The sequence below is a fragment of the Photobacterium ganghwense genome, from assembly GCF_017329545.1.
Lineage (GTDB): Bacteria > Pseudomonadota > Gammaproteobacteria > Enterobacterales > Vibrionaceae > Photobacterium > Photobacterium ganghwense.
Genome location: NZ_CP071325.1, coordinates 1246829 through 1271934, shown reverse-complemented (window position 1 = coordinate 1271934; position 25106 = coordinate 1246829). Strand labels below are relative to the sequence as shown.

21 protein-coding genes are annotated in these 25106 nt (G+C 51.3%); 10 read left to right on the top strand and 11 right to left on the bottom strand.

Translation table 11 applies throughout. The features are described from left to right. Positions 1-149: 149 nt before the first annotated feature. Positions 150-1007 carry a TPR end-of-group domain-containing protein gene (locus FH974_RS06055; RefSeq protein ID WP_047883448.1) on the top strand — a complete coding sequence of 286 codons (858 nt, stop codon included), beginning with the start codon at positions 150-152 and terminating at the stop codon, positions 1005-1007. 93 nt (positions 1008-1100) lie between these two features. On the opposite strand, the gene torS is transcribed toward FH974_RS06055, so the two are convergent. Further along, positions 1101-4217 carry a TMAO reductase system sensor histidine kinase/response regulator TorS gene (gene torS, locus FH974_RS06050; protein ID WP_047883447.1) on the bottom strand — a complete coding sequence of 1039 codons (3117 nt, stop codon included), beginning with the start codon at positions 4215-4217 and terminating at the stop codon, positions 1101-1103. A 369-nt stretch (positions 4218-4586) separates the two neighbouring features. Between torS and torT the strand changes: the two genes are divergently transcribed. Both torT and FH974_RS06040 read left to right on the top strand, forming a co-directional pair. Then, the gene (torT, locus tag FH974_RS06045) at positions 4587-5690 is read left to right on the top strand and encodes a TMAO reductase system periplasmic protein TorT (RefSeq protein WP_422894360.1); all 1104 of its coding nucleotides are present in this window, start codon (positions 4587-4589) and stop codon (positions 5688-5690) included. A gap of 203 nt (positions 5691-5893) precedes the next feature. Next, positions 5894-6352, top strand: a complete 459-nt coding sequence (locus FH974_RS06040) for a methylglyoxal synthase (RefSeq protein WP_047883619.1) — start codon at positions 5894-5896, stop codon at positions 6350-6352. Here FH974_RS06040 and FH974_RS06035 read toward each other — a convergent pair whose 3' ends face one another. Further along, the gene (locus tag FH974_RS06035; RefSeq protein WP_047883446.1) at positions 6353-6565 is read right to left on the bottom strand and encodes a hypothetical protein; all 213 of its coding nucleotides are present in this window, start codon (positions 6563-6565) and stop codon (positions 6353-6355) included. A 196-nt stretch (positions 6566-6761) separates the two neighbouring features. Between FH974_RS06035 and FH974_RS06030 the strand changes: the two genes are divergently transcribed. Then, entirely contained in the window at positions 6762-7742 is a 981-nt protein-coding gene (locus tag FH974_RS06030; RefSeq protein ID WP_047883445.1) for a zinc-binding dehydrogenase, read from the top strand. Between the two features lie 212 nt (positions 7743-7954). On the opposite strand, the gene helD is transcribed toward FH974_RS06030, so the two are convergent. Continuing rightward, positions 7955-10042, bottom strand: a complete 2088-nt coding sequence (helD, locus tag FH974_RS06025; protein ID WP_047883444.1) for a DNA helicase IV — start codon at positions 10040-10042, stop codon at positions 7955-7957. A gap of 257 nt (positions 10043-10299) precedes the next feature. Here helD and yccS point away from each other — a divergent pair, with 257 nt between their 5' ends. Then, entirely contained in the window at positions 10300-12510 is a 2211-nt protein-coding gene (gene yccS, locus FH974_RS06020) for a YccS family putative transporter (RefSeq protein WP_047883443.1), read from the top strand. A 299-nt stretch (positions 12511-12809) separates the two neighbouring features. Here yccS and FH974_RS06015 read toward each other — a convergent pair whose 3' ends face one another. Next, the gene (locus FH974_RS06015; RefSeq protein WP_146149689.1) at positions 12810-13031 is read right to left on the bottom strand and encodes a hypothetical protein; all 222 of its coding nucleotides are present in this window, start codon (positions 13029-13031) and stop codon (positions 12810-12812) included. A 238-nt stretch (positions 13032-13269) separates the two neighbouring features. Next, positions 13270-13662 (bottom strand): DUF2391 family protein, encoded by a 393-nt coding sequence (locus FH974_RS06010; RefSeq protein WP_047883441.1) that lies wholly within the window; start codon positions 13660-13662, stop codon positions 13270-13272. Between the two features lie 494 nt (positions 13663-14156). Here FH974_RS06010 and FH974_RS06005 point away from each other — a divergent pair, with 494 nt between their 5' ends. The 4 genes from FH974_RS06005 to FH974_RS05990 all read left to right on the top strand — a co-directional run bounded on the left by FH974_RS06005 (position 14157) and on the right by FH974_RS05990 (position 19703). Next, positions 14157-15368: an MFS transporter gene (locus FH974_RS06005; RefSeq protein ID WP_047883440.1), complete on the top strand. Its 1212-nt coding sequence runs from the start codon at positions 14157-14159 to the stop codon at positions 15366-15368. A gap of 27 nt (positions 15369-15395) precedes the next feature. After that, on the top strand, positions 15396-16331 hold the full coding sequence (locus FH974_RS06000) for an alpha/beta hydrolase (RefSeq protein WP_047883439.1): 936 nt from the start codon (positions 15396-15398) through the stop codon (positions 16329-16331). Between the two features lie 449 nt (positions 16332-16780). Beyond that, complete coding sequence (locus FH974_RS05995; protein WP_047883438.1) at positions 16781-17563, top strand: hypothetical protein; 783 nt, start codon at positions 16781-16783, stop codon at positions 17561-17563. Between the two features lie 196 nt (positions 17564-17759). Then, entirely contained in the window at positions 17760-19703 is a 1944-nt protein-coding gene (locus FH974_RS05990) for a S9 family peptidase (RefSeq protein ID WP_047883437.1), read from the top strand. Between the two features lie 157 nt (positions 19704-19860). Here FH974_RS05990 and FH974_RS05985 read toward each other — a convergent pair whose 3' ends face one another. Next, positions 19861-20763, bottom strand: a complete 903-nt coding sequence (locus FH974_RS05985; protein WP_047883436.1) for a LysR family transcriptional regulator — start codon at positions 20761-20763, stop codon at positions 19861-19863. Between the two features lie 134 nt (positions 20764-20897). On the opposite strand from FH974_RS05985, the gene FH974_RS05980 reads away from it, so the two are divergent. Next, positions 20898-21488 (top strand): LysE family translocator, encoded by a 591-nt coding sequence (locus FH974_RS05980; protein WP_047883435.1) that lies wholly within the window; start codon positions 20898-20900, stop codon positions 21486-21488. 155 nt (positions 21489-21643) lie between these two features. On the opposite strand, the gene FH974_RS05975 is transcribed toward FH974_RS05980, so the two are convergent. From FH974_RS05975 to FH974_RS05955, 5 genes are all read right to left on the bottom strand, one after another. Next, complete coding sequence (locus FH974_RS05975; RefSeq protein ID WP_047883434.1) at positions 21644-22228, bottom strand: DJ-1/PfpI family protein; 585 nt, start codon at positions 22226-22228, stop codon at positions 21644-21646. A gap of 108 nt (positions 22229-22336) precedes the next feature. Further along, complete coding sequence (locus FH974_RS05970; protein ID WP_047883433.1) at positions 22337-23185, bottom strand: GNAT family N-acetyltransferase; 849 nt, start codon at positions 23183-23185, stop codon at positions 22337-22339. Positions 23186-23275: 90 nt separating this feature from the next. After that, positions 23276-23779: a GNAT family N-acetyltransferase gene (locus tag FH974_RS05965; protein WP_047883432.1), complete on the bottom strand. Its 504-nt coding sequence runs from the start codon at positions 23777-23779 to the stop codon at positions 23276-23278. A gap of 52 nt (positions 23780-23831) precedes the next feature. Further along, positions 23832-24341 carry a GNAT family N-acetyltransferase gene (locus FH974_RS05960; protein ID WP_207103566.1) on the bottom strand — a complete coding sequence of 170 codons (510 nt, stop codon included), beginning with the start codon at positions 24339-24341 and terminating at the stop codon, positions 23832-23834. An 88-nt stretch (positions 24342-24429) separates the two neighbouring features. Further along, on the bottom strand, positions 24430-25038 hold the full coding sequence (locus FH974_RS05955; protein WP_207103565.1) for a pyridoxamine 5'-phosphate oxidase family protein: 609 nt from the start codon (positions 25036-25038) through the stop codon (positions 24430-24432). Positions 25039-25106: the final 68 nt, after the last annotated feature.

Genomic DNA, 25106 nt, shown 5'->3' with positions numbered 1-25106 from the left:
CGTGCTTCGCCGTCATACCCGCTGCCTTTTTCTTTCCGCACTACAGACAGCCTTGTCTGACCCCGCCTTTCAATTTGAACCTGGCCTTGTTACCCTAAACTTTAGCTCTACCCGCTGCGGCTCACATTCAACCCCATAAGGTTCTGCTGATGATATTTCGTGTTTTCCCCCTCCTCGCTTGTTTACTCTTGCCATTTTCCGCCCTGGCGGCCGAAAAATATTCCGAACAGGACCTGTATGACAGACCGTTGATGGAACGCTATGTGCTGGATGAGCTGAAAAGTCTGCGTCAGGATCAGCAGGATATTGAACGCCGGATGATCAAAGAAATCACTGACCGCGAGCTGGCCGTTGCGGATAAATCCATGAACTACGCCAATGTCACCGTCACCTATTTCTTCTACCTGATTGCCGGTGCGGCTTCGCTATTTGCGTTTATCGGTTGGCAATCACTTCGCGAGCTGAGAGATAACACCAAAAAAGTGGCCGAACAGCAGCTGAAAGATATTGCTCAGCAATACGAGAAGAAATTCCAGCGCCTTGAGCAAGATCTGAAGCGTAAAACCCGCATCATTACGCAAAATAACAAAGAGATTGAGATCATCAATGAGATCCACAACCTCTGGCTGCGCTCCCACAACCTGCATACAGCGGAGCAAAAAGTGGAAGTGTATGATGAGATCCTGAAGATTCGACCGGGCGACCTGGAAGCCCTGACCTACAAAGCCGATGCCGTGATGGAAATGCGTGAGTTCCACTGGGCACTCAGCTTGTGTAACCGGGTGCTGGAACTGGATTCATCCAACGCCCATGCTTTGTATCAGCGCGCCTGTGCTTACTCCTGTCTGGGCGCCGAAGAGCAGGCTATTAACGATCTGGAACGCGCGGTTGAAGACAGCGTATCGCTCAAAGAACTGGCCGCGGAAGAGAAAGACTTTGAAAATTTACGGGGCAACGAACGTTTCGAATTGCTAATTGCCCCGGCAGACACAGGACAAGCGCAGTAACCTTCTGCCGGTCGTACCAAACCAAAAGTGTACAAAGTCGGTTGAATACCGGCCTTGTACTGCTCAACCTGGCTTACTGGCTGAAACCGGCTGTCAGGCATTATCATCCGGGACATACTCAGCCTGAAGCTGTGCCACTGACGCCTGATACACCGCTTCCAGATCCGCCATATTCAGAGCCGAGACTTCCCCCTGTTTTCCGGCTTTTTCAAACCTCAGACAGACCTGAAACAAGCGGGTGAGCCCCATGGTGCCAGCCGCCCCCTTCAGGGTGTGCGCCTGACTGGCGACAGCCTTAGGATTATTGTCAGTCAAGGCATCATCCAGCTGTCGTAATGTTTCTGTGGAGGACGAGATGAACAGATGAATCATTCTCGTCACCATCTCTTTACCCAGTACCTGCAAATCTCCGCCAAGTACTTGAGGATCAAGCAGTGGAACCTTCTCCGTGTCTGTTTGGTCGCTCACTGTGCGGGTCTCCTTATTCACTTTGCAGGCCTCCTTACTCTTCACGGCCTCTTTTGGGATGGCATCGTTTTTCTCTATGGTTTTTTCTGCTGCCGCCACATCTTCTGCTGCCGACACATCGCTCACCAACGCAGACGAGGGACAAACGCGTTCTTGCCCGCCCAACAGCTGCCCGATGACATCCACCAGTTGGTGTTCAACCAACGGTTTGGGCAGGAAACCGGCAAAACCGGCATTCAGGTACTGTTCGACATCTTCATTAAAAACATGGGCCGAGAACGCCACCATCGGGATCTCCGCCTTGCTTGCATCTGATGCGCGTAAACGGGCCAGTAACGCGACGCCGTCCGTATCCGGCAGGTTGATATCCAGCAGCGCAATATCAAAACGCTCAGCAGCAAACAAGGCTTCTGCCTCTGCTCCATTCTCAGCCACCCTCACCGAATGTCCCAGTCGCCGCAAAAACCCTTCCGCGACCAGGCTATTAACCGGGTTGTCTTCGACCAGCAAAATGTGCGCCGGAGCCATCGCTGACACTTTCGCGTGAGAGGCCGATACCTGAGAAGCCGACATATGACAAGCCAAGACCTGAGAAGCCAAAACCTGAGGAGATGATGACTGAACAGCGGCAGTATCAACATTTACCGCCTGACGCTCACCCGGCTCCAGCGTGAGGGTGAACCAGAAGCAACTGCCTTCCCCAAGCTGCGAGGTAAGGCCAATCTCTCCGCCCATCGCTTCAACAATACGTTTGCTGATCGCCAATCCGAGTCCGGTGCCACCGGTTTTGTTTCGTCCGTCCTGCGCTTGCTGGAAAGCATCGAAAATCGTCGCCTGCTCGGCTGATGCAATCCCGACACCGGTATCTTCTACCTCAAACAGCAACCGCCCCGGCTGATGCACCGAAGCACTGATATACAGCGAAACCTGCCCATGCTCGGTGAATTTGATCGCGTTACCAATGAGATTGACCAGCACCTGACGCAATCGGGTAGCATCGCCCAGCCAGATATCTCCGACACCGTCGTCAATGTCTGTCACCAACGCCAAATGCTTTGCTTCAGCTCGGCTCAGCAACATGTCACGGACATCCCTGACCAGTTCCGGCAGGGAAAAATCCGCAGGCCGGATATCCAGGTGTCCCGCCTCAATTTTGGAGTAGTCCAGGACATCATTCAGAATATCCAACAGGGTGACACCACTGCGGTTAATTACATCCAGATAATGTGCCTGCTGCGCGGTAAGACCGGTATCAGCTAGCAGGGATGCGGTGCCCAATACCCCATTCATCGGGGTGCGGATTTCATGGCTCATGGTCGCCAGAAACGCTGATTTCGCACGGTTGGCCTGCTCGGCTTCAGCACGGGCCTGAGCATGGTTTTTCACTTCTTCATTAAGCTGGTTATTGGCCTGCTCCAGCTGGCTGGTTCGTTCGGCGACCTGACGCTCCAGACTGTTTTTATGTTGCTGCAGTTCATGCCGGGCGGCAGCTTCCGCCTGTGCCAGACGATGCCGTTCATAAGCGGTGTCACGGGCAACCATGATGGCCCTGCCCATTTGTGCCAGTTCGTCATCACCTTGGGTCGTCAGACGAATTGCCAGATCGCCCCGTGCCAGTGACATCAGCGCCTGGCTGTAGTCGTTAATCCGGCGAATCACCCTGGCATACACATAGCGCCACATAATCAGCACCAAGGCGACCATCCCCAGCGCCGAAATGGCAATCAGGCTGTTACGGGCAACGGTCAGGGTTTGCTCAACCTGCGTCACCGCCTGCGTTGTCCCGGTGTTCGCAGCGGTGATAATGTCATCAACGGTCTGATTCAGCTGCTGGAACAACAACAAGTTTTGCTGCTCCATACGCTCGACGTCCTGCCGGGCCTGAATCAAGGACGACAAGTCATCAAAAAATGTTCCTGACTGGTTCAGTTTGGTCGTAAACGTCAGTAACTGCTGTGAACGACTGGGATCTTCAACCGATTTCACCCGCTGGTGCATCACCGATACCGCATAGCTAAAACGTTGCTTCAGGTTATCCAGCGCCTCCTGATTGGTCACGCGGCTGGTATCATCCAGCAGATTGATGACCTGCAATGACAGGAAACGCAGTTCAAACAGGCGCTCGCTGAGATCCATGTCGACTTCCACCAGGCTGTCTAACGCCTGATAAACGGCCTGATCGTCTCCTTGCTTGACTAGATCGTAAATACGGGCAACGTTCGCCACCGCGATAGTATTGGCATTGGAGACCTGCGACTGAGACAGCGAGTCAATCTGTATGGTCGCTGCCGTCAGCGCCTGATTCTGATGCTCCACCTGCTCTGCCAGTTGCAGCTTACGCCCCACCAGCAGGCCGAGTTGAGCCAGATTCTGGACGATACTGTCAACATCCGCCTCCAGCTGCTGCATCAGCTCTGGGGCAAACGAATACTGCTCCAGCGCATCAAGGCTTTTTTTCAGTGACTGGATATGGACCGTCAGCGATTTCCCCTGTCGCTCACGTTCCTGCTCATCTTTGGATTTGGCCAGCACCTGCGCACTGAAAATAATGCGGGTACTGAGATCTGATAACTGACGCGCTTCCGCCAGCGCCGGTACCGCCGAATTGATCACCGTTCGTTCCGTTTGTGCCACCAGCGAAAAACCAGCTACACCGATAACAACCGCGATCATCATCAATCCGGCCATCATCGAAAAGGCGATCAGTAATTTCTGACCAATGCCACGGGGAGTAAGTGTCATATTTATCAACCACGAGGTATAAAGCCGCCGACCATTCACTTAACAGTGTCAGACCCACGGCTCACAGAAAACGCTAAAAATGGTATTATACCTGACTGTCAGTAAGTTGCAGGCAACTCGGATCAAGCCGAGGCCGCATCGAAACACACAACCACCAGCACTGCCATAGTGGCCGCTGATGTTTATCGAACCCGCTCCCTTGGTTTTGTCGTGATGAATGTTATGAAGTTACCGGCTTTTGATACCTACTTTGCCAGATTTTCCACCGCCCGGTTACATCGAGCCGGTGTCCTGCTGTCTAAGCTTTGGACATACCTGGTAACCCGTCTTTCGGTAACTAAGTTACAAGGAACTAAGCCGCAAGGAAATATGTTGCAAGGGACTAAGTCGCAAGGAATCAAGCGGCTGGCAAACACGCCACTGCACTCGATCCTGATACTGGCGTTGTGCGCTCCGGTCTATGCCGATGATGTCTTGAGTATTAAACCACCTTTTGCCGCAGGTAAAGCAGGCACCCCCATACACTATCAGCCGCTTAAAGCGGCCAGCCAGCCCTGGAAACTGTGCGCTGTGTACCCGCACCTGAAAGATTCATATTGGTTGTCGGTCAATTACGGGATGGTGGAACATGCCCGCCAGCTCGGCGTTCGCCTGAAAGTACTGGAAGCCGGAGGCTACCCAAACCTCTCCCGCCAGATTGAACAGCTGGAAGCATGCCGGGAATGGGGGGCAGATGCCATTATTCTCGGTACTGTCGACAGCCATGCCTACGACGGGCAACTGAGTAAGATCACCGGCCAGATCCCAGTATTTGCCACCATCAATTATCTCGATACGCAGAATCCGGACAGCGCCAGCACCGTCATTGCACGGGTCGGCCTGGACTGGACGGAGATGGGGAAAGCAACCGGAGAATTTCTGGCAAAACGTCATCCTAAAGGCAGCGGAGTGGTCAGGGTGGCCTTGTTACCGGGGCCTCAAAGCCGCGGTGGAACCAAGCCTGTCGTGCAAGGATTCCTTGATGCCATCGCAGGCAGTGACATTCAGGTTGTGACCACACTGTGGGCCGATAACAGCAAAGAGCTGCAACGCAATCTTATCCAGCAGCTTTTCGCCAGTGACCAGCCAATCGACTATATCGTCGGGGGAGCCGTCGCCGCCGAGGTTGCCGTCAGCGAACTTCGCGCCAGCCAGCGTGAACAGACAGTTCATGTGGTCTCGACCTACCTCAGTCACGGGGTATATCGTGGCTTACTGCGGCACAAAATCCTCTTTGCCCCGACGGATAAAATGGCACAACAGGCCATGTTATCCGTCGATCAGGCCGTTCGCTATTTAGAACATCAGCCTGTCGAATTGGATCTCGCCACGGTGGTCGAAGGGCTGACGCCCTCCCATTTGCCGGACGCTGTGATCGCCGATTCTTTGTCACCCGCAGAGTTCCGCCCGGTCTTCAGTGTAGGTCCGCCTTAACAGTACACAGGCAGCGTCGGGTGCAATCACCAATGGCATGAGGTTGTCACTGAGTTTTCTGTTAACTATCTTTGATTTCAACAGAATTATTTGTACTTCGGCGACGGGCTCTGGTAGTTATAACCGCAGCTTTCAGGTGTTTTCCAGTGACGGAAGCCCTGACCGACTTACTCAAGTTATCTATTTGCAAACTGGAGCGCCAGATGCACGTAACAACCCGTAAAATGCAACCTCAAAAACATATTGCCCTTGTTGCGCATGACAACTGCAAATCTCATCTGCTGAGATGGGTGCTCGAGCACAAGGACAAGCTGATCGGCCATACTCTGTATGCCACCGGTACAACCGGCCACCTGATTGCCCGCGAATCTGGCTTGGAAGTGAACTGCCTGCTCAGTGGCCCTATGGGCGGCGATCAACAGTTAGGCGCACTGATCTCCGAAGGCAAAATCGACATGATGATCTTTTTCTGGGATCCCCTCAATGCCGTGCCGCATGATCCGGATGTCAAAGCCCTGCTGCGTATCTCAGCGGTCTGGAATGTGCCGGTTGCCACTAACCGCGCCAGTGCAAACTTCATGATTTCTTCGCCAATGCTGAGTGAAGAGGTGGAGATCGAGATTCCGGATTACAACGCGTACCTGGATGAACGTCTGGGCTAATCACCCCCTGCCCCATGAAATTTGACTCCTCTGGCTGCCTGTTTTGCCCTCAATCGGCGTGATGGCAGCCAGTTTGTTTTCACCGACTCCTTTCTTAGCTGCTTTAGCCTGACCTATTTGAGACTGTCTTGTTTTAGCCTGACCGGTTTTACCTACATTGCTTAGCGAATCGTTTGTACCCACAACCTGTGCCAAACCATTTTTCACAGCCATGGTTAATCCCCTCACCTGTTCTTCTGATAAACAGTCCAGCTATTAAGCACCACACCGGTTAAGTATCACACCAGCTCAGCCTGACAGTTCAGCAAACCCGCCAAGCGGATGATTCGCCCCCGTTTTCAATAATTTGGTTTATGGTTAATAAGATAACGACAACACTAAATTCTTATAATTTTCCAGGTGGTGGCTGATGAAAGCATGGAAACTGACTCAACCCGAGGGCATTCAGTGCCTTAAACTCTCTCGGGCATCCCGCCCGACACCAGCAGCCGATGAGGTCTGTATCAAGGTGAATGCTGCCGGGCTCAACCCCATCGATTACAAACTGGCACACTGGGGCTACGCCACTTGGTCGTATCCTCACATTATTGGCCTGGACGTCGCGGGAACGGTTGCCAGCGTGGGGGATTCCGTCCGGCATTTTCGACCGGGAGACCGGGTCATGTGCTTTCTCGATCCCCGGGTTGCAGGTGGTTTTGCGGAATATACGCTGGCAAAAGCTTATGCCGTCAGCCGGTTGCCGGAGACGGTCAGCTTCACAGATGCCGCGGCCTTGCCCTGCGCCGGTTATACGGCCTGGCTGGCAGTGCACGACAAATTGCGGTTACAAACCGGACAAAGCGTAGTTATTTCCGGTGCCGGTGGTGGCGTAGGCGGCTTTGCGGTACAACTGGCGAAACAGGCGGGAGCAACTGTCTATGCCATCGCTGAAAACCAGCACCACATGCGGTTGTACGATTACGGTGCCGATCATGTCATTGATCCGGAAACCGAAAATACGGCCATGCGGTTGATTGAGCTGACTGAAGATAAACGGGTACACGCGGTCATCGACTGTATTTCGGCGAAATCCGGCAGCATGCTCAGTGCGCTTATTCGCTACAACGGCCATATTGTCATGATTGCCGACCAGTTTAATCAGGTGCCCTTAATGGCCACGACCAAAGCGATCAGCCTTCATGAAGTGGCCCTTCATGGCACGTACGCCCATGGCTTGATCGAACACATCCAACATCTGGCCGATATCGGTAATCAGCTGGCAAACTGGGTCGCCGAGGGCCGACTGGATGCCATGGTCAGTCAGGTTTTCTCTTTTGACGCGCTGCCTGAAGCACTGGAGTTGCTTAAACGTCAGCAACACAGCGGAAAGCTGGTACTCAGCTTGGAGTAAGCCGTCTTTGGAAGCTTTGGCCAAGGTACTGAGGAATAAAACTGATGATCCTAGGAAATAGACTTAACCAAAACGTTTAGATCGCTCGTTGCTGCAAACAACACCAAGTGCTTAATCCGACCAATAACAAAAAACCCGCTGACGCAAAAACGCAGCGGGTTTTATCTTTCATTCATCAAGAGGTATGTGATCACCTCGTCAGATGACGGCGGTTATTTTTGCTTGGCCTTCACACGCTTGATTTTATTGACAACCGGATAGTTATCATCAATCAGCTCATTCACAAACGGCGAGGTTTTCTCCGGCTCGGCACACACCCAGACATGTTTCTTGGCACGGGTCAGGGCAACATAGAACAAGCGGCGCTCTTCTGCATCCGTAAAGCTTTCGCCCCGCGCCTGCAAGCAAGCGGCCAGCCCGGTATCACGATCCGGTGCCGGGAACACTCCCCGGTTCACATCGAGCACAAAGACGTAATCGCCCTCACGGCCTTTACTTGCATGGCAGGTCATGAAGGTTAGTCCCAATTGTGGCCATTTTTCCTGCCACTGCTTGAGCTTTTCCGGACGCTGATTATTATTTCGGGCCAGCAGCAAGGTCGTCACCGGCTCACTGTGCTGCGACGCCAATTGTGCCAGCTCCTGGTCAATCAGATCCTGACACAACAACGTCACCGCTTTTCGCTTCTGTTTCTTGAAACTGGTCAGCGATTTTTTAAGCTGGTTCGGGTTCTGCTGGATGAAGGCATTGGCCACTTCACCAATCATGCTGTTAAACCGGTAAGTGGTCTCCAGCTCGGTCATGTGACAGGCGCCAAAGCGTTTTTCAAACCCGGTTGTTAAATTCACATCAGCACCGGCAAAACGGTAAATCGCCTGCCAGTCATCCCCGACGGCAAACAATGTCGGCTTCTGCGCTGCCTGCTTGGAGTGGCACAATGCTTCAATCAGTGCCAGTCGGTGCGGAGAAATGTCCTGATATTCATCGACCATGATAAAGCGCCAGGTCGGCACAAACTTACCTTCCTTCACGTACTCAGTCGCGCGCTGAATCATGGTATTGAAGTCAATCTGCTTGTGGGTTTTCAGGTATTGCTCATAGGCACGGTAACACGGCCACAGCAGTGCCAGCTCACTCTTCATGCGAGGCTTGGCGGTGTCCTGACTATGTTGCTCGATACTGTCACTGAGCTGAGATTTGTTCGCGCCGCGCTGGCCAATCAGCTCAATGTGACGCCATACCCAGTTGATCAGCTGTTCACTGCGCGCCTGCTTTTCCATCGAGTTTTCAGCTTTGAAGCCGGGAATCCGCCACTGGGTCAGGTGTTTCTGCCAACGACGGGCTGAGGTGTCATTTTCCCACTGCTCTTTCAACACGCCAGCCAACCAGTCGGTACGGGCTTTTTCATCCAGAGTCAGTGGCGAAACACTTGGCATTTCACCCTCAACCGCTTTAATGATTTGGGTCCCCAGACTGTGGAACGTGGCGACTTTAATGTTGTTGTTCACTTTCGCCGCCAGCCGCTCGCTCATCTCTTCAGCGGCTTTACGGCCAAAGGCCAGCATCAGAATCTCTTCTGGCTGAGCAAGCTGGTTAGCCACCAGATAACCTGCTCGCGCCACCAGCACGCTGGTTTTACCGGTTCCGGCACCCGCCAACACCAAGTTATGATCCTGGTTGATCAGCACCGCTTCCCGCTGTGATGGGTTAAGCGGAGAAGATTCAAACTTATCGAACCACGATGACCACTTTTCGGCTTCTTTTTCCAGCCATTTCTCGTTTGAGGTATCAACCCACTCACCGTTCCCTTCCAGCCAGGGTTCGACTTTATCAAACGCCAGTGGACGAAAAGACGCGGCCAGCTCTCGGGTTAACCCCGTTGACGCCAGCGACTGGTCCAGAAAATGATGAAGACGGCGGTGATCGGATTCACGCAGGTAGGCATCCTGAGAAGTAAACGTATCAATGCGTTTGAGCATCTCCGGCAGCAGCGAATCAAGTTTTTCTACTCGGCCCTGCGCCCAGTTACGGTACGCTTCCAGCAACATATTGGCGAACGATTTACAGTACCGCCAGGGTAAGCCGTGAATCGTCCAGCAGTATTCCTGGTCGGCAGAGGTAATTTCAAAACTGCCCCACATCACTCCCCGATGTACGGCAATCGCGCCATCCCACTCATCAAACGGGATTTCTTCTGTTTCTGTCTGACTATCCAAAATCAGACAATTCTCACCTAATGCAATACTGCAATAATCACCTTGGGCGAGCCACTGAGCCAGCCACCCCGCTGTTAAACGCATTGTGTCACCAAAATTTTGTTCGTTGATGCTCGATCAATCTTGGCCCAGAGACGGTCACTTCGCAATGCAATCTCCGAGCCATAAAATAAACTGCTGGTAGAGTATCAAGAACTCTGATTTCACCATAGCTTCAGTACTGCTTTTTGCGTAAAATTTCTGCTAATAATTTGGCTTAACAGCATTTTTTCTGTGGATATATATCCTTTGAAAGACAAACTTTGCTATCTTAGGCACTCCGACGGATTGATAGAGTTACCATGCAAAGTCACCCACTCAAACTGACCCTGCGCCAATACTGGGCAAAAGATCGTATTAATTTCAGTGTTCGGGTACTTATCGCATTGGTGGGGGTAGCCCTTCCTTGCTGGTATTTTGATGCGAATTCAGAAGTAACCCCGCTGGTGCTGGGTATTATTGCCTCGGCACTGGCTGAAACCGATGACAGTCTCAGTGGTCGCATCAAATCGCTGCTGATGACACTGGCCTGTTTCGCCGTCGCCGCCTTCTCTATTGAACTGCTGTTCCCTTACCCGATTTTATTCACCCTGGGTCTGTTTATCTCGACCTTCGGTTTTATCATGCTGGGCGCGATCGGTGCCCGCTACGCCACGATTGCTTTCGCCTCGTTGCTGCTGGCGGTCTATACCATGCTCGGCGCCGCACAAAGTCCCAATCTCTGGTATCAGCCGCTGCTTCTGCTCAGCGGCGCCACCTGGTACGGGGTATTGTCACTGACCTGGCATATCCTGTGGCCGAATCAGCCGGTTCAGCAAGGACTGGCGGCGGTTTTCTCGGAATTTGCCAGCTACCTGGACTGCAAGAGCAAACTGTTTGAGCCCATCGCCAACATGAACCCACAGCCGCTTCGTATCGAGGCGGCCAGCCAAAATGCCAAAGTGGTGACGGCGCTGAATAATGCCAAAGCAAACCTGCTGCGCCGCGTTCGGCGGGGACATCTGAACCCGAGCGGTGACCGTTTCCTCAAAATTTACTTTCTGGCGCAAGATATTCATGAACGCGCCAGTTCATCCCATTACCGTTATCAGGATCTGGCAGCAGAATTTCTGCGCAGTGACGTCCTGTTCCGGTTCCAGCGCTTGCTGACCAGCCAAGCCAATGCTTGCCGGGAAATTGCCGATGCTCTGGCAATGGGCAAACCCTATTCTCACGGCGCCGACAGTGTCAGGAATCTGGATGAACTTCAGGAATCGCTGTTGTACCTGAAGAACCAGCAAAACCCCAAATACCGTATTTTCCTCAGCCAGCTGGATTATCTGTTCAATAACCTGGCGACGGTGGAGCGACAGCTGTCAAATGTCAGTAATCCCGATGCCGCCCAGACCGACAGTGACATAGAGCTGGCCGATACCGAAGCGCACAGCATGAAAGAGCGCTGGCAGCGGCTGATCAGTCAGATGAATCCCAACTCGATGCTGTTCCGCCATGCCATTCGGATGGCCGTGGCACTGACCGTCGGCTACGGCTTTATTCAGTTCCTCGATTTAGAACGTGGTTACTGGATTTTGCTGACTACCCTGTTTGTGTGCCAACCCAACTATGGCGCCACCCGCCAACGTCTAAAGCAGCGGGTTATCGGGACTCTGGCCGGGCTGTTAATCGGCATGCCTCTGCTGTTTCTGTTTCCGGGTCAGGAAGGCCAGATGGTACTGATGGTCTTAGCGGGCGTCCTGTTTTTCGCTTTCCGCGCGGCCAGTTACGCTTTGGCGACCATGTTTATCACTCTGCTGGTGCTGTTCTGTTTCAATCAGTTAGGCGAAGGCTTTGCGGTTATCCTGCCGCGCCTTGGCGATACCCTGCTGGGCTGCTTACTGGCGGTGCTGGCGGTGAGCTTTATTTTGCCGGACTGGCAGGCTCGCCGCCTGCATAAGGTGATGGCAGCGGCCATACAGACAAATCGGGATTATCTGGGCCAGATTATTGGCCAGTACCGTATCGGCAAGCGTGACAGCCTGAGCTACCGGATTGCCCGCCGAGAAGCGCATAATACCGATGCCCAGCTGAGCACGGCGATCAGCAACATGCTGTCTGAGCCGGGACGCTACCGGATGGCCACCGATGAGTGCTTCCGCTTTCTGACCCTGAACCATGCCATGCTGAGTTACATTTCGGCATTAGGCGCGCACCGCACCCGACTGGAGGATGAGCAGACGCACCATCTGGTTGCCCAGGCGCACCGGCAGATCCACGCGCATCTGGATTGTCTGGCCGCACAACTTGACGGCAACGTGTGCGCGCAGGCACCAGATTCAGACAGCCTTTTGGAACAGCGTCTGGCCCAATGGCGGGATGAAGACTGTACGTCTGCCCGCATGGTTCTGCAGCAGTTACACCTGATTCAGCGCATGCTACCGGAGCTGCACTCGCTGGCCAATAAACTGGCCGCGAGGACGAATACCACCCAGAGTACGGCCAGCCCGGAAAAGAGTGAAGCTGCGCCAAGCCAATAATCAGCGATGTCATACAGAGCTCATTTATACGAAGCTTAGTCATACGAAGCAGAACGACGCCGGGCAGACCCATATGAAGTGACACATGGCGACCGTGGCAAAAATAAAAACGGCACAAAACAAAAGCGGCAGCGTCCTGAACATTCAGAGACGCTGCCGCTTCGTCAATTCAATGTCTTCGCTACAAAAGCAATCAACTCAAGCATCTTCAGCACAAGTGCATTCGACCCTCTTATCAGTTTTACATCACTTTTATCTTTTTACATCACTTTCAGCCGTTTAACACGACATCCACTCCGCTAGTGAAGATGCTGCGGATAGTACTGGCGCAATAACGCCCCGATGACGGCATCAGGAGACAGTGCGACCACAAAGTGGACCTTTGGCACTGTAAAGGCCGTGTCATTTTTAAAAACAGGAAAACTTTGAGCCGCCGGCCATTCACGGCTGCGGCTATCGGATGCCGTTTCACTCACTTCAAAATGAATGCCCGGCAACACCATCAGAGACTTGGTTTTCATGGCAGCGCACCCAGCAAAATTATCAACGAGAGGCGAAAAATTCATCGCTCCTTACGGATCAATATATGGCTGAAAGCGGCGGTTTCAAGGGTGAGACACCCGGCTATTTATTCACTCCCGACGGCCAGGTTTTATCGCTATTTTCTGGATTGCCGGGCACGCACTTTTTTTCGTTAACGCGAGTCTTAGGCTTAATTCGCTGGTTTTTATGTAGGTTGTTTATTTTGTTTTTAGGGCGTTATTCCTTGTCGAAACTGTCTACCACAATGGCGCCCATCGATGCCGGCATCGCAATCACGATAACCCGCCGTAATGACATTAACGGGTCAGTCATCAGAGGCAGTTTATCCAGCGCCAGCAACACCAGCCCCACGACCATTGCCGCGATCAGGTATGCCACCACCACACGGAAGAAAAAACCAAAGACCCGGTGTCTGATATTGCCCTGAAAAACACTTTCATACGCAAAAAAACCAAGAAAGCAAAACGATAAACACAGCAACATCAGTAAATTGGGTAACGGCAGCGTTTCACCCAACCGCCAGGCTTCTTCCGAAAAAGAAATCGGCACAGCCAGCGCAAAAGCCCCGACCAGCACCTGACTGACATCTTCCAGATTAAAGTTAAGCATTCATTGCTCCGATTCAAACCACCGTAATCTTTATACTTTATCGCAACATCCGAATGAATTTAGCGGTTTTTATCGAATCTTTCCCGCAAGCTGTGGTGCAACATACGTTACGGCTGCCGCTCCTGAACGCAATGCGGCAATTGAGACCGGTATTACAGGCAGGTATGGCAGTAGAGGACGCTATCTTGATAAATCCCCCTTCCCAAACAAGCCCTTTCAAATTTATCTCTCCTCCCAATAGCTGTCAGAGATCACACAACAGTATTTTGCGAAATCGGCATAATCCTTTCGGCCGTAAACCGCTAGAGTAAACACAGTCTGCCAATGACGGCAGGGAGATAATGATGAGTGGCCAATGGGAATAGGTGGCCAACGGGGCAAGCCGATAACAAGGGATGCGACGTAAGTAACCGGGGGCAGCACGTAATCGTTACCATTAATAAGCGCCCCTCTTTCTCCAATCACGTTCAGCAAAGTCACAGGGAGTGATAGCGATGCAGAAAAAGCACTTAATCGAAGGTGTCATCTTTCTCACCTATGCCTTGTTTGCCATGTCTTGGGTATCCGGAGCCATGATGACAAAGGACATCATGCTGCATTATGGTGTGGAAGATATGACGTCTGCCACCTGGATAACCAACGCCATCACCATTGCCAAAATTGTCGGTAATCTGCTGGCAGCCTGGGTGCTGATCAAACTGGGGCCGAAAAAAGCCTTTACCTTTGCCTCATTGCTTATCGTTGCCGGCATTCTCTGCGCCTTTGCTTCTAACTACCCGCTGTATGTGTTTTCCCGCCTGATTATGGGCTTTGGCGGCGCGTTCGTGATCGTCTACTTCAACCCCATTGTGGTGAAATACTTTGACTCACAAGAGCGTCCTGTCGTGAATGGCATCAATGCGGCGGCTTTTAACACCGGCAATCTGATGGCTTTGCTCCTGACCGGCCTCATGCTGTCGGTTTTTGACGGCTGGCAGCAGGTTGTCTCCGCTATTTCGATAGCAAGCCTCGCGATACTCGTAGTGTGGTGGGTGATCAGTGACGATTTCTCCCTGACGGGGTCTTCTCAAGCCTCCCAATCTTCCACGCCAGCAGAAACTTATTCCCTGTCCGATGGCATGAAAGAGCCGGTTAACTGGTGGCTGCCCATTGCCTACTCCGGACTGTTGTTCTGCTATATCGCAGTCTTTTCGCTGTTCCCTCTGGTTCCGACCTTTGCCGTCGAGGCTAAGTATTTGTCTTCTATCATGATCGCGGCAGGTATGGTGGGAACCGTTGCAGGTATCATCATGGCCAAACGGTATCCGTTACGGGTGCCCGTCATTCGTTATTGCGGCCTCGCCATGACGGCAAGTGCTGCCATCATGATTACAACCAGCAGCCCGGCACTGGCTTACGCCGCAGCCTTTCTGGCAGGATTTTTTATGTTCATGCCAATGACCTGTTTAATTACCCTGCCGCAGGAGTTACCCGGCATGAACCCGGCAAAAATCACGGTTATTTTTGGTATGTTCTGGTCAGTGTCATACATTATTGAAACGATATTGATGTACCTCGCAGGTGTGCTGGCAGATAGCACCGGCAATATTTCGGTTGCAGCCAGCTTTGCTGTCGCTTGTTCCTCGACATTTTTCTTAGCCAGCTTTTTCCTGCCAGAAACAGGAAAACGCGCTGAGCAATTGTCTCCCTCAACACGCCGGGCGTAATTTATTTCAGGATACAGGAGATCAAGGATGCGACAAGTCAGCCCCAAACTTCAGCCATGGTTGGCCGTTTTTAACGAGCAACTAGCGATTCTGATAGAAAACGGCTTCAAAGCGACTCCTGTCAACGCACGGGAAGGACTGGCCAACCTCACCAGAGGGCTGGTCACCACCTCGCCGGTTATCGCCTGGGTACAAGATGACATTGTCGCCGGGGAAGAGTACGACGTGCCGGTGCGTATTTACCACCCGGACCCTACCCGCGAACTGCCGGTTCTGGTGTATTTTCACGGCGGTGGTCACATGGGCGGCAGCGTCACCGTCTATGACCCGCTTTGCCGGAAAATGGCCCTCACCACCCAACACATTGTGGTGTCCGTTGAATACCGCCTGGCACCGGAGTGCCCGTATCCGGCCGGTTTAAATGATGCCTATAACGTGGTCAAACACCTCTGGACAACGCTCGAAAGTCAAGCCGTCCGGTATGCCAGACAGCTCTCGATTGGCGGGGACTCCGGTGGCGGTGCACTGGCTGCCAGCGTCAGCCGTCTGGCGCAGTTTGATGCCAGCGTTTCAATTCATCGCCAGGTACTGATTTACCCCAGCCTGGATTACACCATGAGCATGCCGTCACTGGAGCAGAACGCCATCGGCTATCTGCTGCACACCAGCAAAATCGCATGGTATTTTGACAATTACTTCCGTCACGGTGAAAACCGCTATCAGGCATCTCCCCTGTATGGCGAATTTACTCCTAACTTGCCGGAGACATTTGTTATTACAGCAGAATTCTGCCCGCTGCGTGATGAAGGGTTTGCGTATGTCAATCAGCTTGAGGACAACGACATTCCTGTCAGTCACCTGCATTTTGAAGACATGATTCATACCTTTATGAATATGGAAGATCTGGTTCAGGCCGAATGCGAACAGGTGTACCGGGAAATGGGACATTTCCTGAACAGCTAAACCAGATCACCTCAACGAATTACAAAAATAACAGAAGACTCGAAACCTTTGGGAAGCGCACTTGTGCCCTTCCCTTTTTTTCATCCCATTTTCTGCCGGTTAATCCACTGCGATCTCAAACTTTCTTTTTCAGCATAAACAACTGAATGCATTGTGCTTTAATCCTCGCGGCTCCCGAATTTCTTTTGTCAGTTGGTGGCACAGTGACACGTGGCGCGGAGCGAGATCGGCATTTTGTCAGAGACCAATGCTCAATCAGAGAACCGTGCTAAATCAAAGATCAGTACTAAATCGAAGAACAGCATCATGTCTGAGAACAGAGCCATCTCAGAAAACAGTGCGATGACGAAGAAAAGGACTGTGCCAGAAAAAGGCTATGCCTGAGAAAAGAGTGATGTCGGATAAAGAAGCTATTTCGGATAAAAAAAGCTAGGTCGGAGAACAGCAATATGGACGATTTTTACTGCGAAGAACGCAATCTGGGTGCTTATTTTGAGGCGGAGTGGCTGGAAGTATTGCGGGCTCAGGGTGACAACACCCCACTGGCTTGTGCTTCCAAGCCCGTACCAGATGCCTTTGTTATTTCTCCGTTTTATCGCGAGGTCAGTCAGTTTATTGCGGCCTGTTGCCAACAAGCCGATGTGGCACCGAGCCACTATCTGGAAGTGGGTCCAGCCCTCGGGCGTGTCACCTACGAAACGCTGCGACGCTTTCCCCAGATTCGTCAAAGCTGGCTTGTTGAGCCTTCTCAACGATTGCTCAGTCACTGTCAGAAGTTGCTGATGACACCGGGCTGCTATGCCTTTCCTTACATCCAAGGTCTCAATGAGCGGGGCAGCCTTGTCATTGATACCACCGTAATAGCCAGCGCCTGCCAGCACAGCGAGATCACCTGTATCAATGCCCCGTTTGACGGAAAAACCCTGACCGTCCAAGCCGACTTAACGGTCTGTCTTAATGTGCTGGATCAGTGTCAGTCTCCGCTGACCATCATGGATGCCCTGAAGCAGAGTACCCGTTCTGGCGGTGTACTGGTTGTGTCCAATACTTACCAATGGCAGAAAAAACACCTGCTTGATGCCGAAGACGCGGTGGACGATATCAATCAGTATTTCGAAACAACCGGCTGGGACAAACTGAATGACACCGACATAGGCTATGGATTTCGTTTCAACGAGCGGTTTTCCAAACACTTTCTCTCGCACGTTGTCGGCTACCGAAAACGGGGCTAGCGTATGATTCACCTCAGCCAGATGTAACAAAAGCGTTACCGACATCCCATTAACGGCTTAAATATCAGTAATATTTCCTGACAGCAAAAACTTACTTGCAAATTAGCTGACTAAACCATGCCTATAAAGCAAGTCATCAGTATCTGCATTTTTTAACCATAAGCGATGACTTGGAAAATAACCATGGAGCACAACAATGAAACAAGGCAAGTTACTGCTTTCAGCCAGTTTGGCCGTATTACTGGCCGGATGCAGCCAGTCGGGGACACAACCGACCGCCAACACAACGCCTTCAGAGGCTGAGTCAGTGCCACCGGAATATCCGATTGACTATTTTTTCCGCAACAGCGTGGTGCGCAGCTACCAGATTTCACCGGATGGCGACTTTATTGCCATGCTGAAGCCGTGGCAGGATCGGATGAATATCTTCGTCCATCCGACCGACCAACCCGATAAGGTTGCACGGCTGACTGATGTGACAGAACGGGATATCGCGTATTTCAACTGGGTCGATGACGACACGTTGATTTATTCCCGCGATACCGGTGGCGATGAAAACTACTATCTGGTCATGGTCAACGTCGTCACCGGCAAACAAAAAGCCATCACACCGACGACGGGCACTCAGGCTTTTGTGATTGATACGCTGGAAAATCAACCAGATGAAATTCTGCTGACCAGTAACGAGCGCGATCCCAAAGTGTTTGATGTGTACCGTTATCACCTAGAATCCGGAAAGCGTGAGTTAGTGGCGAAAAACCCGGGGAACGTGACCGAGTGGCTGACTGACAATAACGGTATTATCCGCGCGATAGAGACCACCGACGGCGTGAATACGGCGGTGCTATACCGGGACAACGAGCAAGGGAGTTTCCGCCCGCTGAAACAGCTGAGCTACAAAGAAGCGTTCAACCCCATTGCTTTCACCCCGGACAATAACAACCTGTATGCCGTTTCACGTATCACCCGTGATAAAGCAGCGATCGTCGAGTATGACGTAGCCAACAACCGCGAAATTCGGGAAATATTCTCTCATCCGGACGTGGATGTGGAAGATGCCTTCTATTCCCGCCATCTGAACAAACTGGTCAGCATTGAATACATTACCGACAAGGTGCAACACCATTTTCTGGACGATGGCTTTCAAAGCATGTTCGCTGCACTCCAACGCCGTTTTCCCGACAGTGAAGTCTCGATTAACAACGCCACCCGCGATGAGGCGAAGTTTATTGTCGTCACCAGCAGCGACATTGCCCGTCCGAGCTACTACCTGTATGACCGCACGGCAGACAAACTGACTAAGCTGGCCGACAATGCCCCGTGGCATAAGCCGGAACACATGGCAACGATGAAGCCGATACAGTACACCTCACGCGACGGTACATTGATTCACGGCTACCTGACCCTACCGAAAGGCCGTAAAGCTGAAGATCTGCCTCTGCTGGTGCTGCCGCACGGCGGCCCGTGGGCGCGGGATGTGTGGGGGTTTAATCCTGAAGTTCAGCTGTTTGCCAACCGCGGTATCGCCGTACTACAAATGAACTTCCGTGGCTCAACCGGCTATGGGCGCGAATTCTGGGAAAAGTCGTTCAAGCAATGGGGTCAGTCGATGCAGGACGACATTACTGACGGCGTAGCCTGGGCCATCGACCAAGGATTCGCCAGTAAAGAGAATGTGTGCATCTATGGCGGTTCATATGGGGGGTATGCGACGCTGGCCGGGGTCACCTTCACTCCGGATGTGTATAAATGCGGTATCGACTACGTAGGCGTCTCTAACCTGTTCACGTTTATGGATGCCATTCCACCGTACTGGAAGCCTTATCTGGCCATGTTGCACGATATGGTCGGCAACCCGCAGGATCAGGAAGAAGCCAAAATGCTTCACGCTTATTCACCGGTCTTCCATGTTCAGAACATCAAAGCACCTTTACTGGTCTTGCAGGGGGCAAAAGATCCGCGCGTAGTCAAAAGTGAGTCGGACCAAATCGTGAAGGCCTTACGTGATCGCGGCGTGGAAGTGGAATACATAGTGAAAGAAAACGAAGGGCATGGTTTCTACTCACTGGAAAACCGCCTTGCTGCCTATGAAGCGATGGACAAGTTCCTGAAAACCCATCTGCTGGAGCAAACGCAGTAAGCCTCAAACAGACAAATCGAAACTACAATCACAACCGCAACCGCAACCAGAGGGAGCATTAAGCTCCCTCTTCTGTTTCCGCACAGCGGCGAGTCTGATGCCGTTTTTTACTTATTACTCTGAAGATACAGCGTTTTTTCAGGATAAAGGAAGACGGCTAACACCGATAGATCCCTTTACGTTGACTGCAGGACTGTTTAATGAAGTCGATAAATAGCTTCATTCGGGCGGGAAGCAAATTGCGGCTTTGATAGATCAGAAAAACGGGCCTAGGCTCCAGCTTGATATCTTCAAGGATAACCACCAGCTCGCCCCGTTTTATATCATCTTCCAACAAAGGCAAAGGCTGGAGAATGATACCAGCACCCAGCTTTGCGCAGATTCGCAAGCTGTTGCCGTTATTGCTAACGAATGTCGACGCATCGAGGGATAACGGCGTCAGGTCAAAACGATGTTTAAATGAAGAACCTGCAAACCAAGGGCTGAAAGCAAGCACGTTATGGTCATTAAGATCGGCTAAAGTCGTTGGCGTGCCGTGTGCCTCCAAATACGCCGGTGAAGCACAGAACCTCATCTGCTGCTCCCCAACCTGCATGCCAATAAAACCTGAATCGGATAATTGCCCCACACGAAAATAAAAATCGTATTTATCTTCAATAATGTCGGAAATTTCATCAGATAAAGTCAGTTCAATACGAATATTGGGGTGCTGTGAACTAAAAGCATGTAATAACGGGCAAAGCTCATACGTCCCATAATTGGTCGGAGCGCAGATCCGTATTCTTCCATCAGGCACTGTAGCGTAGCTTTCAAGGTGTTTTTCGGTTATTGCCAACTCACGCAGAATAGCTCTGCAACTGCTTAAATACATTGCTCCCGCTTCGGTGATCTCCTGCTTTCTCGTATTGCGGTTAATCAATTTCAGCCGGATTTCTTTCTCTAAGAAATTAATATATTTACTGACCATGGTCACAGACACGCCAAGCTTTTCTGATGCCTTCGTGAAGCTACCTTCATCGCACACCGTGATAAATGTTTCGATAGCTTTAAATTTGTCCATGACACCTTCCACCAGTTAGACCAAACGGGTAACCATAAACCATTAGTTAAAAATGTTTAAACCGTATTGATATTATTATCTTTTTGGCAACCCGGTACTCTGATGACACAAAAATGATTCCCAAGGTTACCTACATGAGTTCACTCGTTACTTACTTCATCATATCTGCGTTGACTGTTGCAAGTCCCGGTGCGGCGGTTGTCTTTACGATAACCAATACCCTGACGAAAGGTCCCGGAACGGCGATCAGAGGTTATATTGGCGTCGCAATAGGTATTCTGGTGGTTGGCTATTTCTCTCATGAGATGCTGCTTCGGGTTGATCGCCATATCCCTGGAGGACTGGGATGGGTAACGCTGTTTGGTGCGTGTTACTTTCTATGGCTGGCCGCGGCTAAACCCCATAATAAAAAGGTTGTTCTGCGCGAAAAAATGGCAAGGAATCATGAAATGCTCAGTGGCGTTCTCATTAGTGTCACTAACCCTAAAGCGTTGCTCTTTTTTACCTCGGTTTACCCTTTATACCTCGATGAGAATATTCATTTTTTCTTATTAATTGTTATTTTTGCTGGTAACGTCATTTTTATACATTCGATGTATACCTTGTGTTTTACCACCTATAAAAAACGGTTGTCACTCAACGAGGAGAACTGGCAAAAGATAACGCGCCTTCTCTACTTGTTCTTGTCGATTTCCTGTTTTGTTTACGCCTTCAAACAAATGTAAAAGCGTCACTTCTCACTGACTGACTCAGAGAATGAAGCCCTCAAGGACGACACGCTTTGCTGAGCATCTGAGCGTCAAGAGTGTCACTCGCCAATTGTCATCATGAAAGACTCATTCAGCGTCGGCCAAGCCGACGCTGCGGCTAATCGCTCTTTTCACCCTTGCTTGTTACCCTGCCACTCATACTCCATTTGCCGCGCTGTGCGCTCAGCCAGTGAAACCGATTCCAGCCGGGAAACCAGATGCAGGCTCATATCGATACCGGCACTGATCCCCGCCGAGGTGATGACTTTCCCTTGCTCGACCCAGCGCTGGTTGCTGACAACGTTCAAGGCCGGGAAATGTTCAGTTAATGCCGGAATATCTTCCCAATGAGTGGTAACGGTTAACCCGTCCAGCACCCCGGCTTTAGCCAGAATAAATGCGCCCGTACAAACCGAGGTCGCCCAGGTGGCTTGCTCTGACATCTGACGAATCCACGCCAGAACGTCCGGCTTGGTCAGCTCCTGATTGTGGACACCTCCTGCCACAATCAACACATCCAACGGCGGATGCGCCGAAAGGCTGTAATGAGACTGGACCAGGTAATTTCCCCGAGCAGTGACAAGCCCTCCATGCTCGGATATCAGCGAAACCTGCCAGTCGAGCCCGGCAACTCTTGCCGCAGTAGTAAACACCTCAAAAGGCCCCGAAAAATCGAGGACTTCTGCGTTGTCATAGATATATATGCCGATATTCACCGTACTCACTCCTTTGAATAGTGGGTTTTTAGCACTGTTTTTACTACATTGGGTTCCATGCCAGGCGCTTTAGTACCCGACAAGTCAATACTGCTGGTATCGCTTAAGCTATCCCCGCGTTAGCTTCCACAAATAAGGGGATGTCGTCGCAACATGTTGAAAACCATGCTTTTCAACAATAACTCGGCTCATCTCAGATGCGTCGATGGTCAGGTACTGCTTCTGCTTAACCATCGCGTCACGAATTCGACGCTTCACCAATGCCGAGTAATATCCTTTACCGCGATGGCTGTCGAGCGTCGCGCCGCCCCATAGCCCAGCAAACGGGCTACCTTCGGTAAAGCGGAGCCATGCCGATGAAACCGGCATCTCCGCATCGAACACCACATAGATTTTTAGATCATCCGGCCTTTTCTGCTTAGTGGCAATTAACTCACCGGTATGATCCTCCCAATTACCACCAAACACTTTCGCCTGCACCGACATAGCCGCGCGGATACCAGCTTCATCAATCACTTCAACGACTGATACGGCCTCAGAACGTAATGCCACCAGTTCAGGTTCAAAGCGTGTTGGCTCTATCTCAACTGCAACTGCTACTGCATCAGTATCTGTCTCTGTAGCCTGAGAAACAGGCAGTGGCAGAACCATAAAGCTTTCTGTTGATTCCTTCACGAATCCCTGCGATACCAGTTTTTCTCCAAACCCCGCTGGTTCATCGGTACTGAAGACTTTCCACTCAAAGTCTTTGCCAAGGGTGGTGAAGTAAGCAATCTCTTGCTGAATCAACTGGTCAGCGTCCTGCTCTGGCACCTCGAAAAAACTAATAAAACTGCCAGACTCGCCGTCAGATACGAATCTGACAACATTGGTGGTTACTTCCTTGCGAAAGCCTTCCAGCACCAGTCCCTGACGTTCAAAACGACGATACGCGTCGGTTACCTGTTTGTTGTTCATTTTTCTTCCCTGAACCTTTTCACATGGCGGCAGATAGCTGCGGTAAATACATGAGTATGTACTGCTTGAGATAACAACTTGTCTCCCAACTCATGTGGCAGGCTGCCTTACCATATAGACAAATTGTGTGTCCTGGTTTTCAATCTCAAAGCCAAATCGCTGATACAGCTCCCCGACACGATTTCCCTGCAAATAACACAAACGCATCAGATTACGCCTCCTGTCAGCCTGCGCGACACACCGTGCCAGAATCGCACTCCCGATGCCTTTGCCCTGAAACTCAGGCAATAGAAAGAAACGACAGAAATACAGTTCCGGAGAGCTTTCGTTGGTCAGTTTATCCCTGATATTCCGCTCTTCCACCAGATAGCTGCCAGCTCGCTGACCATTGACACAGATGACCTCTGGCTTGGCCGCAGACCACTCATCATGGTGAAATTCACGCTGCAGTGCTTCGTCCCACCCGAACACGGCGCTGATTGGTCCGAATTCGGCGGCCTTTTTCAACTGAAACAAAAATTCATAGTCGTCTTCACCGGCCGTGCGAGTTGAGAGACTGACGGGGGCATTTGTGGGGTGACATGTGTTATTCATACATCTCCATGGGGCTTTCGCTCTGGTTCAGGTGTTAGCTCTGATACAGGCTTTAGCACTGATGCAGGCTCTGGAATCGCACCTGATAATAATCCGTTTGCTTTGGCGGCATCTGGCAGTTGGACTTCAGGAAATTCCAACCGTTTTTCTGGTAGTGCCTGAGAGCCCTGACATTGGTTTTACTGACAGAGAGAATTGCACCCTGGCACCCCAGCGAGAGAAACTGCTTGGCTAGGTAATGTTGTAGCTTATCTGCTATTCCGGCTCCCCGATACTCGGGAGCCAGATAAATCAGATGCACATAACCCAAACCCGGCTCAAAAGAATAGGCTTTGTATTCCAACTGACCAATAATCTCATCTCCCAGCCAGACATGTTCATAACGCCATTCCGGTAATTCAAGACGACTGCGTATACGAGCTTCATAATCCTCAAACGCATCATCAAACCCGTCAGTATGGCCAAAGCTGCACTGATATGCCTCGCGACGAAACGCGAGGCATTGCGGATAGTGTGCATCAACATCCACGGTTTTAATGTGTAGGGTTTCCGTACTCTTCACGGTGCTTTCCTGATGGTTAGTATTCCATTCTCGATGCTGCGTCGCCGTCTTAACGCTGCTCTGTCGATCAAAGACTGGTATTCAAGGGTTACAGTGTACTTTGGTAGTAATCCACCATTTCTTTCTGCTCCATGGCTTCTCCGTCCAGATTTTGCTGTTCTTTGAGAATCTTAGCCAGAGAAGGCAGAATATCACGGTCAACGGTATAGGTACCGTCCCACAATTTTGCCCGCATAATCGCTTTGGCACAGTGGAAAAATGTTTCCTGAATATCGACTTTAATGACCAGTTTTGGCGGACGCTTTCCATCCAGACAACGTTCCAGCCACTCTTCGTCATCGTGCAGGCTGGCGGTCCCCTTTATTCTCACGACTTCTTCGACACCTGGCACCATCAGCATCAGACCGATTCCCGGTCTTTCCAGCAGATTGCGGAAGGTATCTAGACGGTTGTTGCCGGGGCTGTCCGGTATAAGAAGGGTTTTATTATCCAAAATAGCCACAAAGCCCGGCAGGCCACCTCGCGGAGAGACATCGGTCATCCCCTGTTCATCCACGCTACTGAGCAGTAAAAACGGACAATGCTCGATAAACGTTCGGGTATAGCCATCCAGTTCATACAGTGACTTATTGGCAGCACGGGTACTTGGTTGGCTGTAGAGCTCACCCAGTTGCTCGATTGAGGTAATTTGGGCCATAAATAGCGTCCTATATCGTGAAACAAAGAGATCAAAAGAGATCAAAAGAGACATTGAAAAAGGGATAA

What these genes read in the sequence shown, in the direction of transcription:
- FH974_RS06055 (WP_047883448.1), top strand. Translation starts at nt 150, where the DNA reads ATGATATTTCGTGTTTTCCCCCTCCTCGCTTGTTTACTCTTGCCATTT.
- FH974_RS06010 (WP_047883441.1), bottom strand. Translation starts at nt 13,662, where the DNA reads ATGCTTAACTTTAATCTGGAAGATGTCAGTCAGGTGCTGGTCGGGGCT.
- FH974_RS05955 (WP_207103565.1), bottom strand. Translation starts at nt 25,038, where the DNA reads ATGGCCCAAATTACCTCAATCGAGCAACTGGGTGAGCTCTACAGCCAA.
- helD (WP_047883444.1), bottom strand. Translation starts at nt 10,042, where the DNA reads ATGCGTTTAACAGCGGGGTGGCTGGCTCAGTGGCTCGCCCAAGGTGAT.
- FH974_RS06000 (WP_047883439.1), top strand. Translation starts at nt 15,396, where the DNA reads ATGCGACAAGTCAGCCCCAAACTTCAGCCATGGTTGGCCGTTTTTAAC.
- FH974_RS06030 (WP_047883445.1), top strand. Translation starts at nt 6,762, where the DNA reads ATGAAAGCATGGAAACTGACTCAACCCGAGGGCATTCAGTGCCTTAAA.
- FH974_RS05995 (WP_047883438.1), top strand. Translation starts at nt 16,781, where the DNA reads ATGGACGATTTTTACTGCGAAGAACGCAATCTGGGTGCTTATTTTGAG.
- FH974_RS05985 (WP_047883436.1), bottom strand. Translation starts at nt 20,763, where the DNA reads ATGGACAAATTTAAAGCTATCGAAACATTTATCACGGTGTGCGATGAA.
- FH974_RS05990 (WP_047883437.1), top strand. Translation starts at nt 17,760, where the DNA reads ATGAAACAAGGCAAGTTACTGCTTTCAGCCAGTTTGGCCGTATTACTG.
- FH974_RS06015 (WP_146149689.1), bottom strand. Translation starts at nt 13,031, where the DNA reads ATGAAAACCAAGTCTCTGATGGTGTTGCCGGGCATTCATTTTGAAGTG.
- FH974_RS05965 (WP_047883432.1), bottom strand. Translation starts at nt 23,779, where the DNA reads ATGAATAACACATGTCACCCCACAAATGCCCCCGTCAGTCTCTCAACT.
- FH974_RS05970 (WP_047883433.1), bottom strand. Translation starts at nt 23,185, where the DNA reads ATGAACAACAAACAGGTAACCGACGCGTATCGTCGTTTTGAACGTCAG.
- FH974_RS05980 (WP_047883435.1), top strand. Translation starts at nt 20,898, where the DNA reads ATGAGTTCACTCGTTACTTACTTCATCATATCTGCGTTGACTGTTGCA.
- FH974_RS06040 (WP_047883619.1), top strand. Translation starts at nt 5,894, where the DNA reads ATGCACGTAACAACCCGTAAAATGCAACCTCAAAAACATATTGCCCTT.
- FH974_RS06005 (WP_047883440.1), top strand. Translation starts at nt 14,157, where the DNA reads ATGCAGAAAAAGCACTTAATCGAAGGTGTCATCTTTCTCACCTATGCC.
- yccS (WP_047883443.1), top strand. Translation starts at nt 10,300, where the DNA reads ATGCAAAGTCACCCACTCAAACTGACCCTGCGCCAATACTGGGCAAAA.
- torS (WP_047883447.1), bottom strand. Translation starts at nt 4,217, where the DNA reads ATGACACTTACTCCCCGTGGCATTGGTCAGAAATTACTGATCGCCTTT.
- torT (WP_422894360.1), top strand. Translation starts at nt 4,587, where the DNA reads ATGTTGCAAGGGACTAAGTCGCAAGGAATCAAGCGGCTGGCAAACACG.
- FH974_RS06035 (WP_047883446.1), bottom strand. Translation starts at nt 6,565, where the DNA reads ATGGCTGTGAAAAATGGTTTGGCACAGGTTGTGGGTACAAACGATTCG.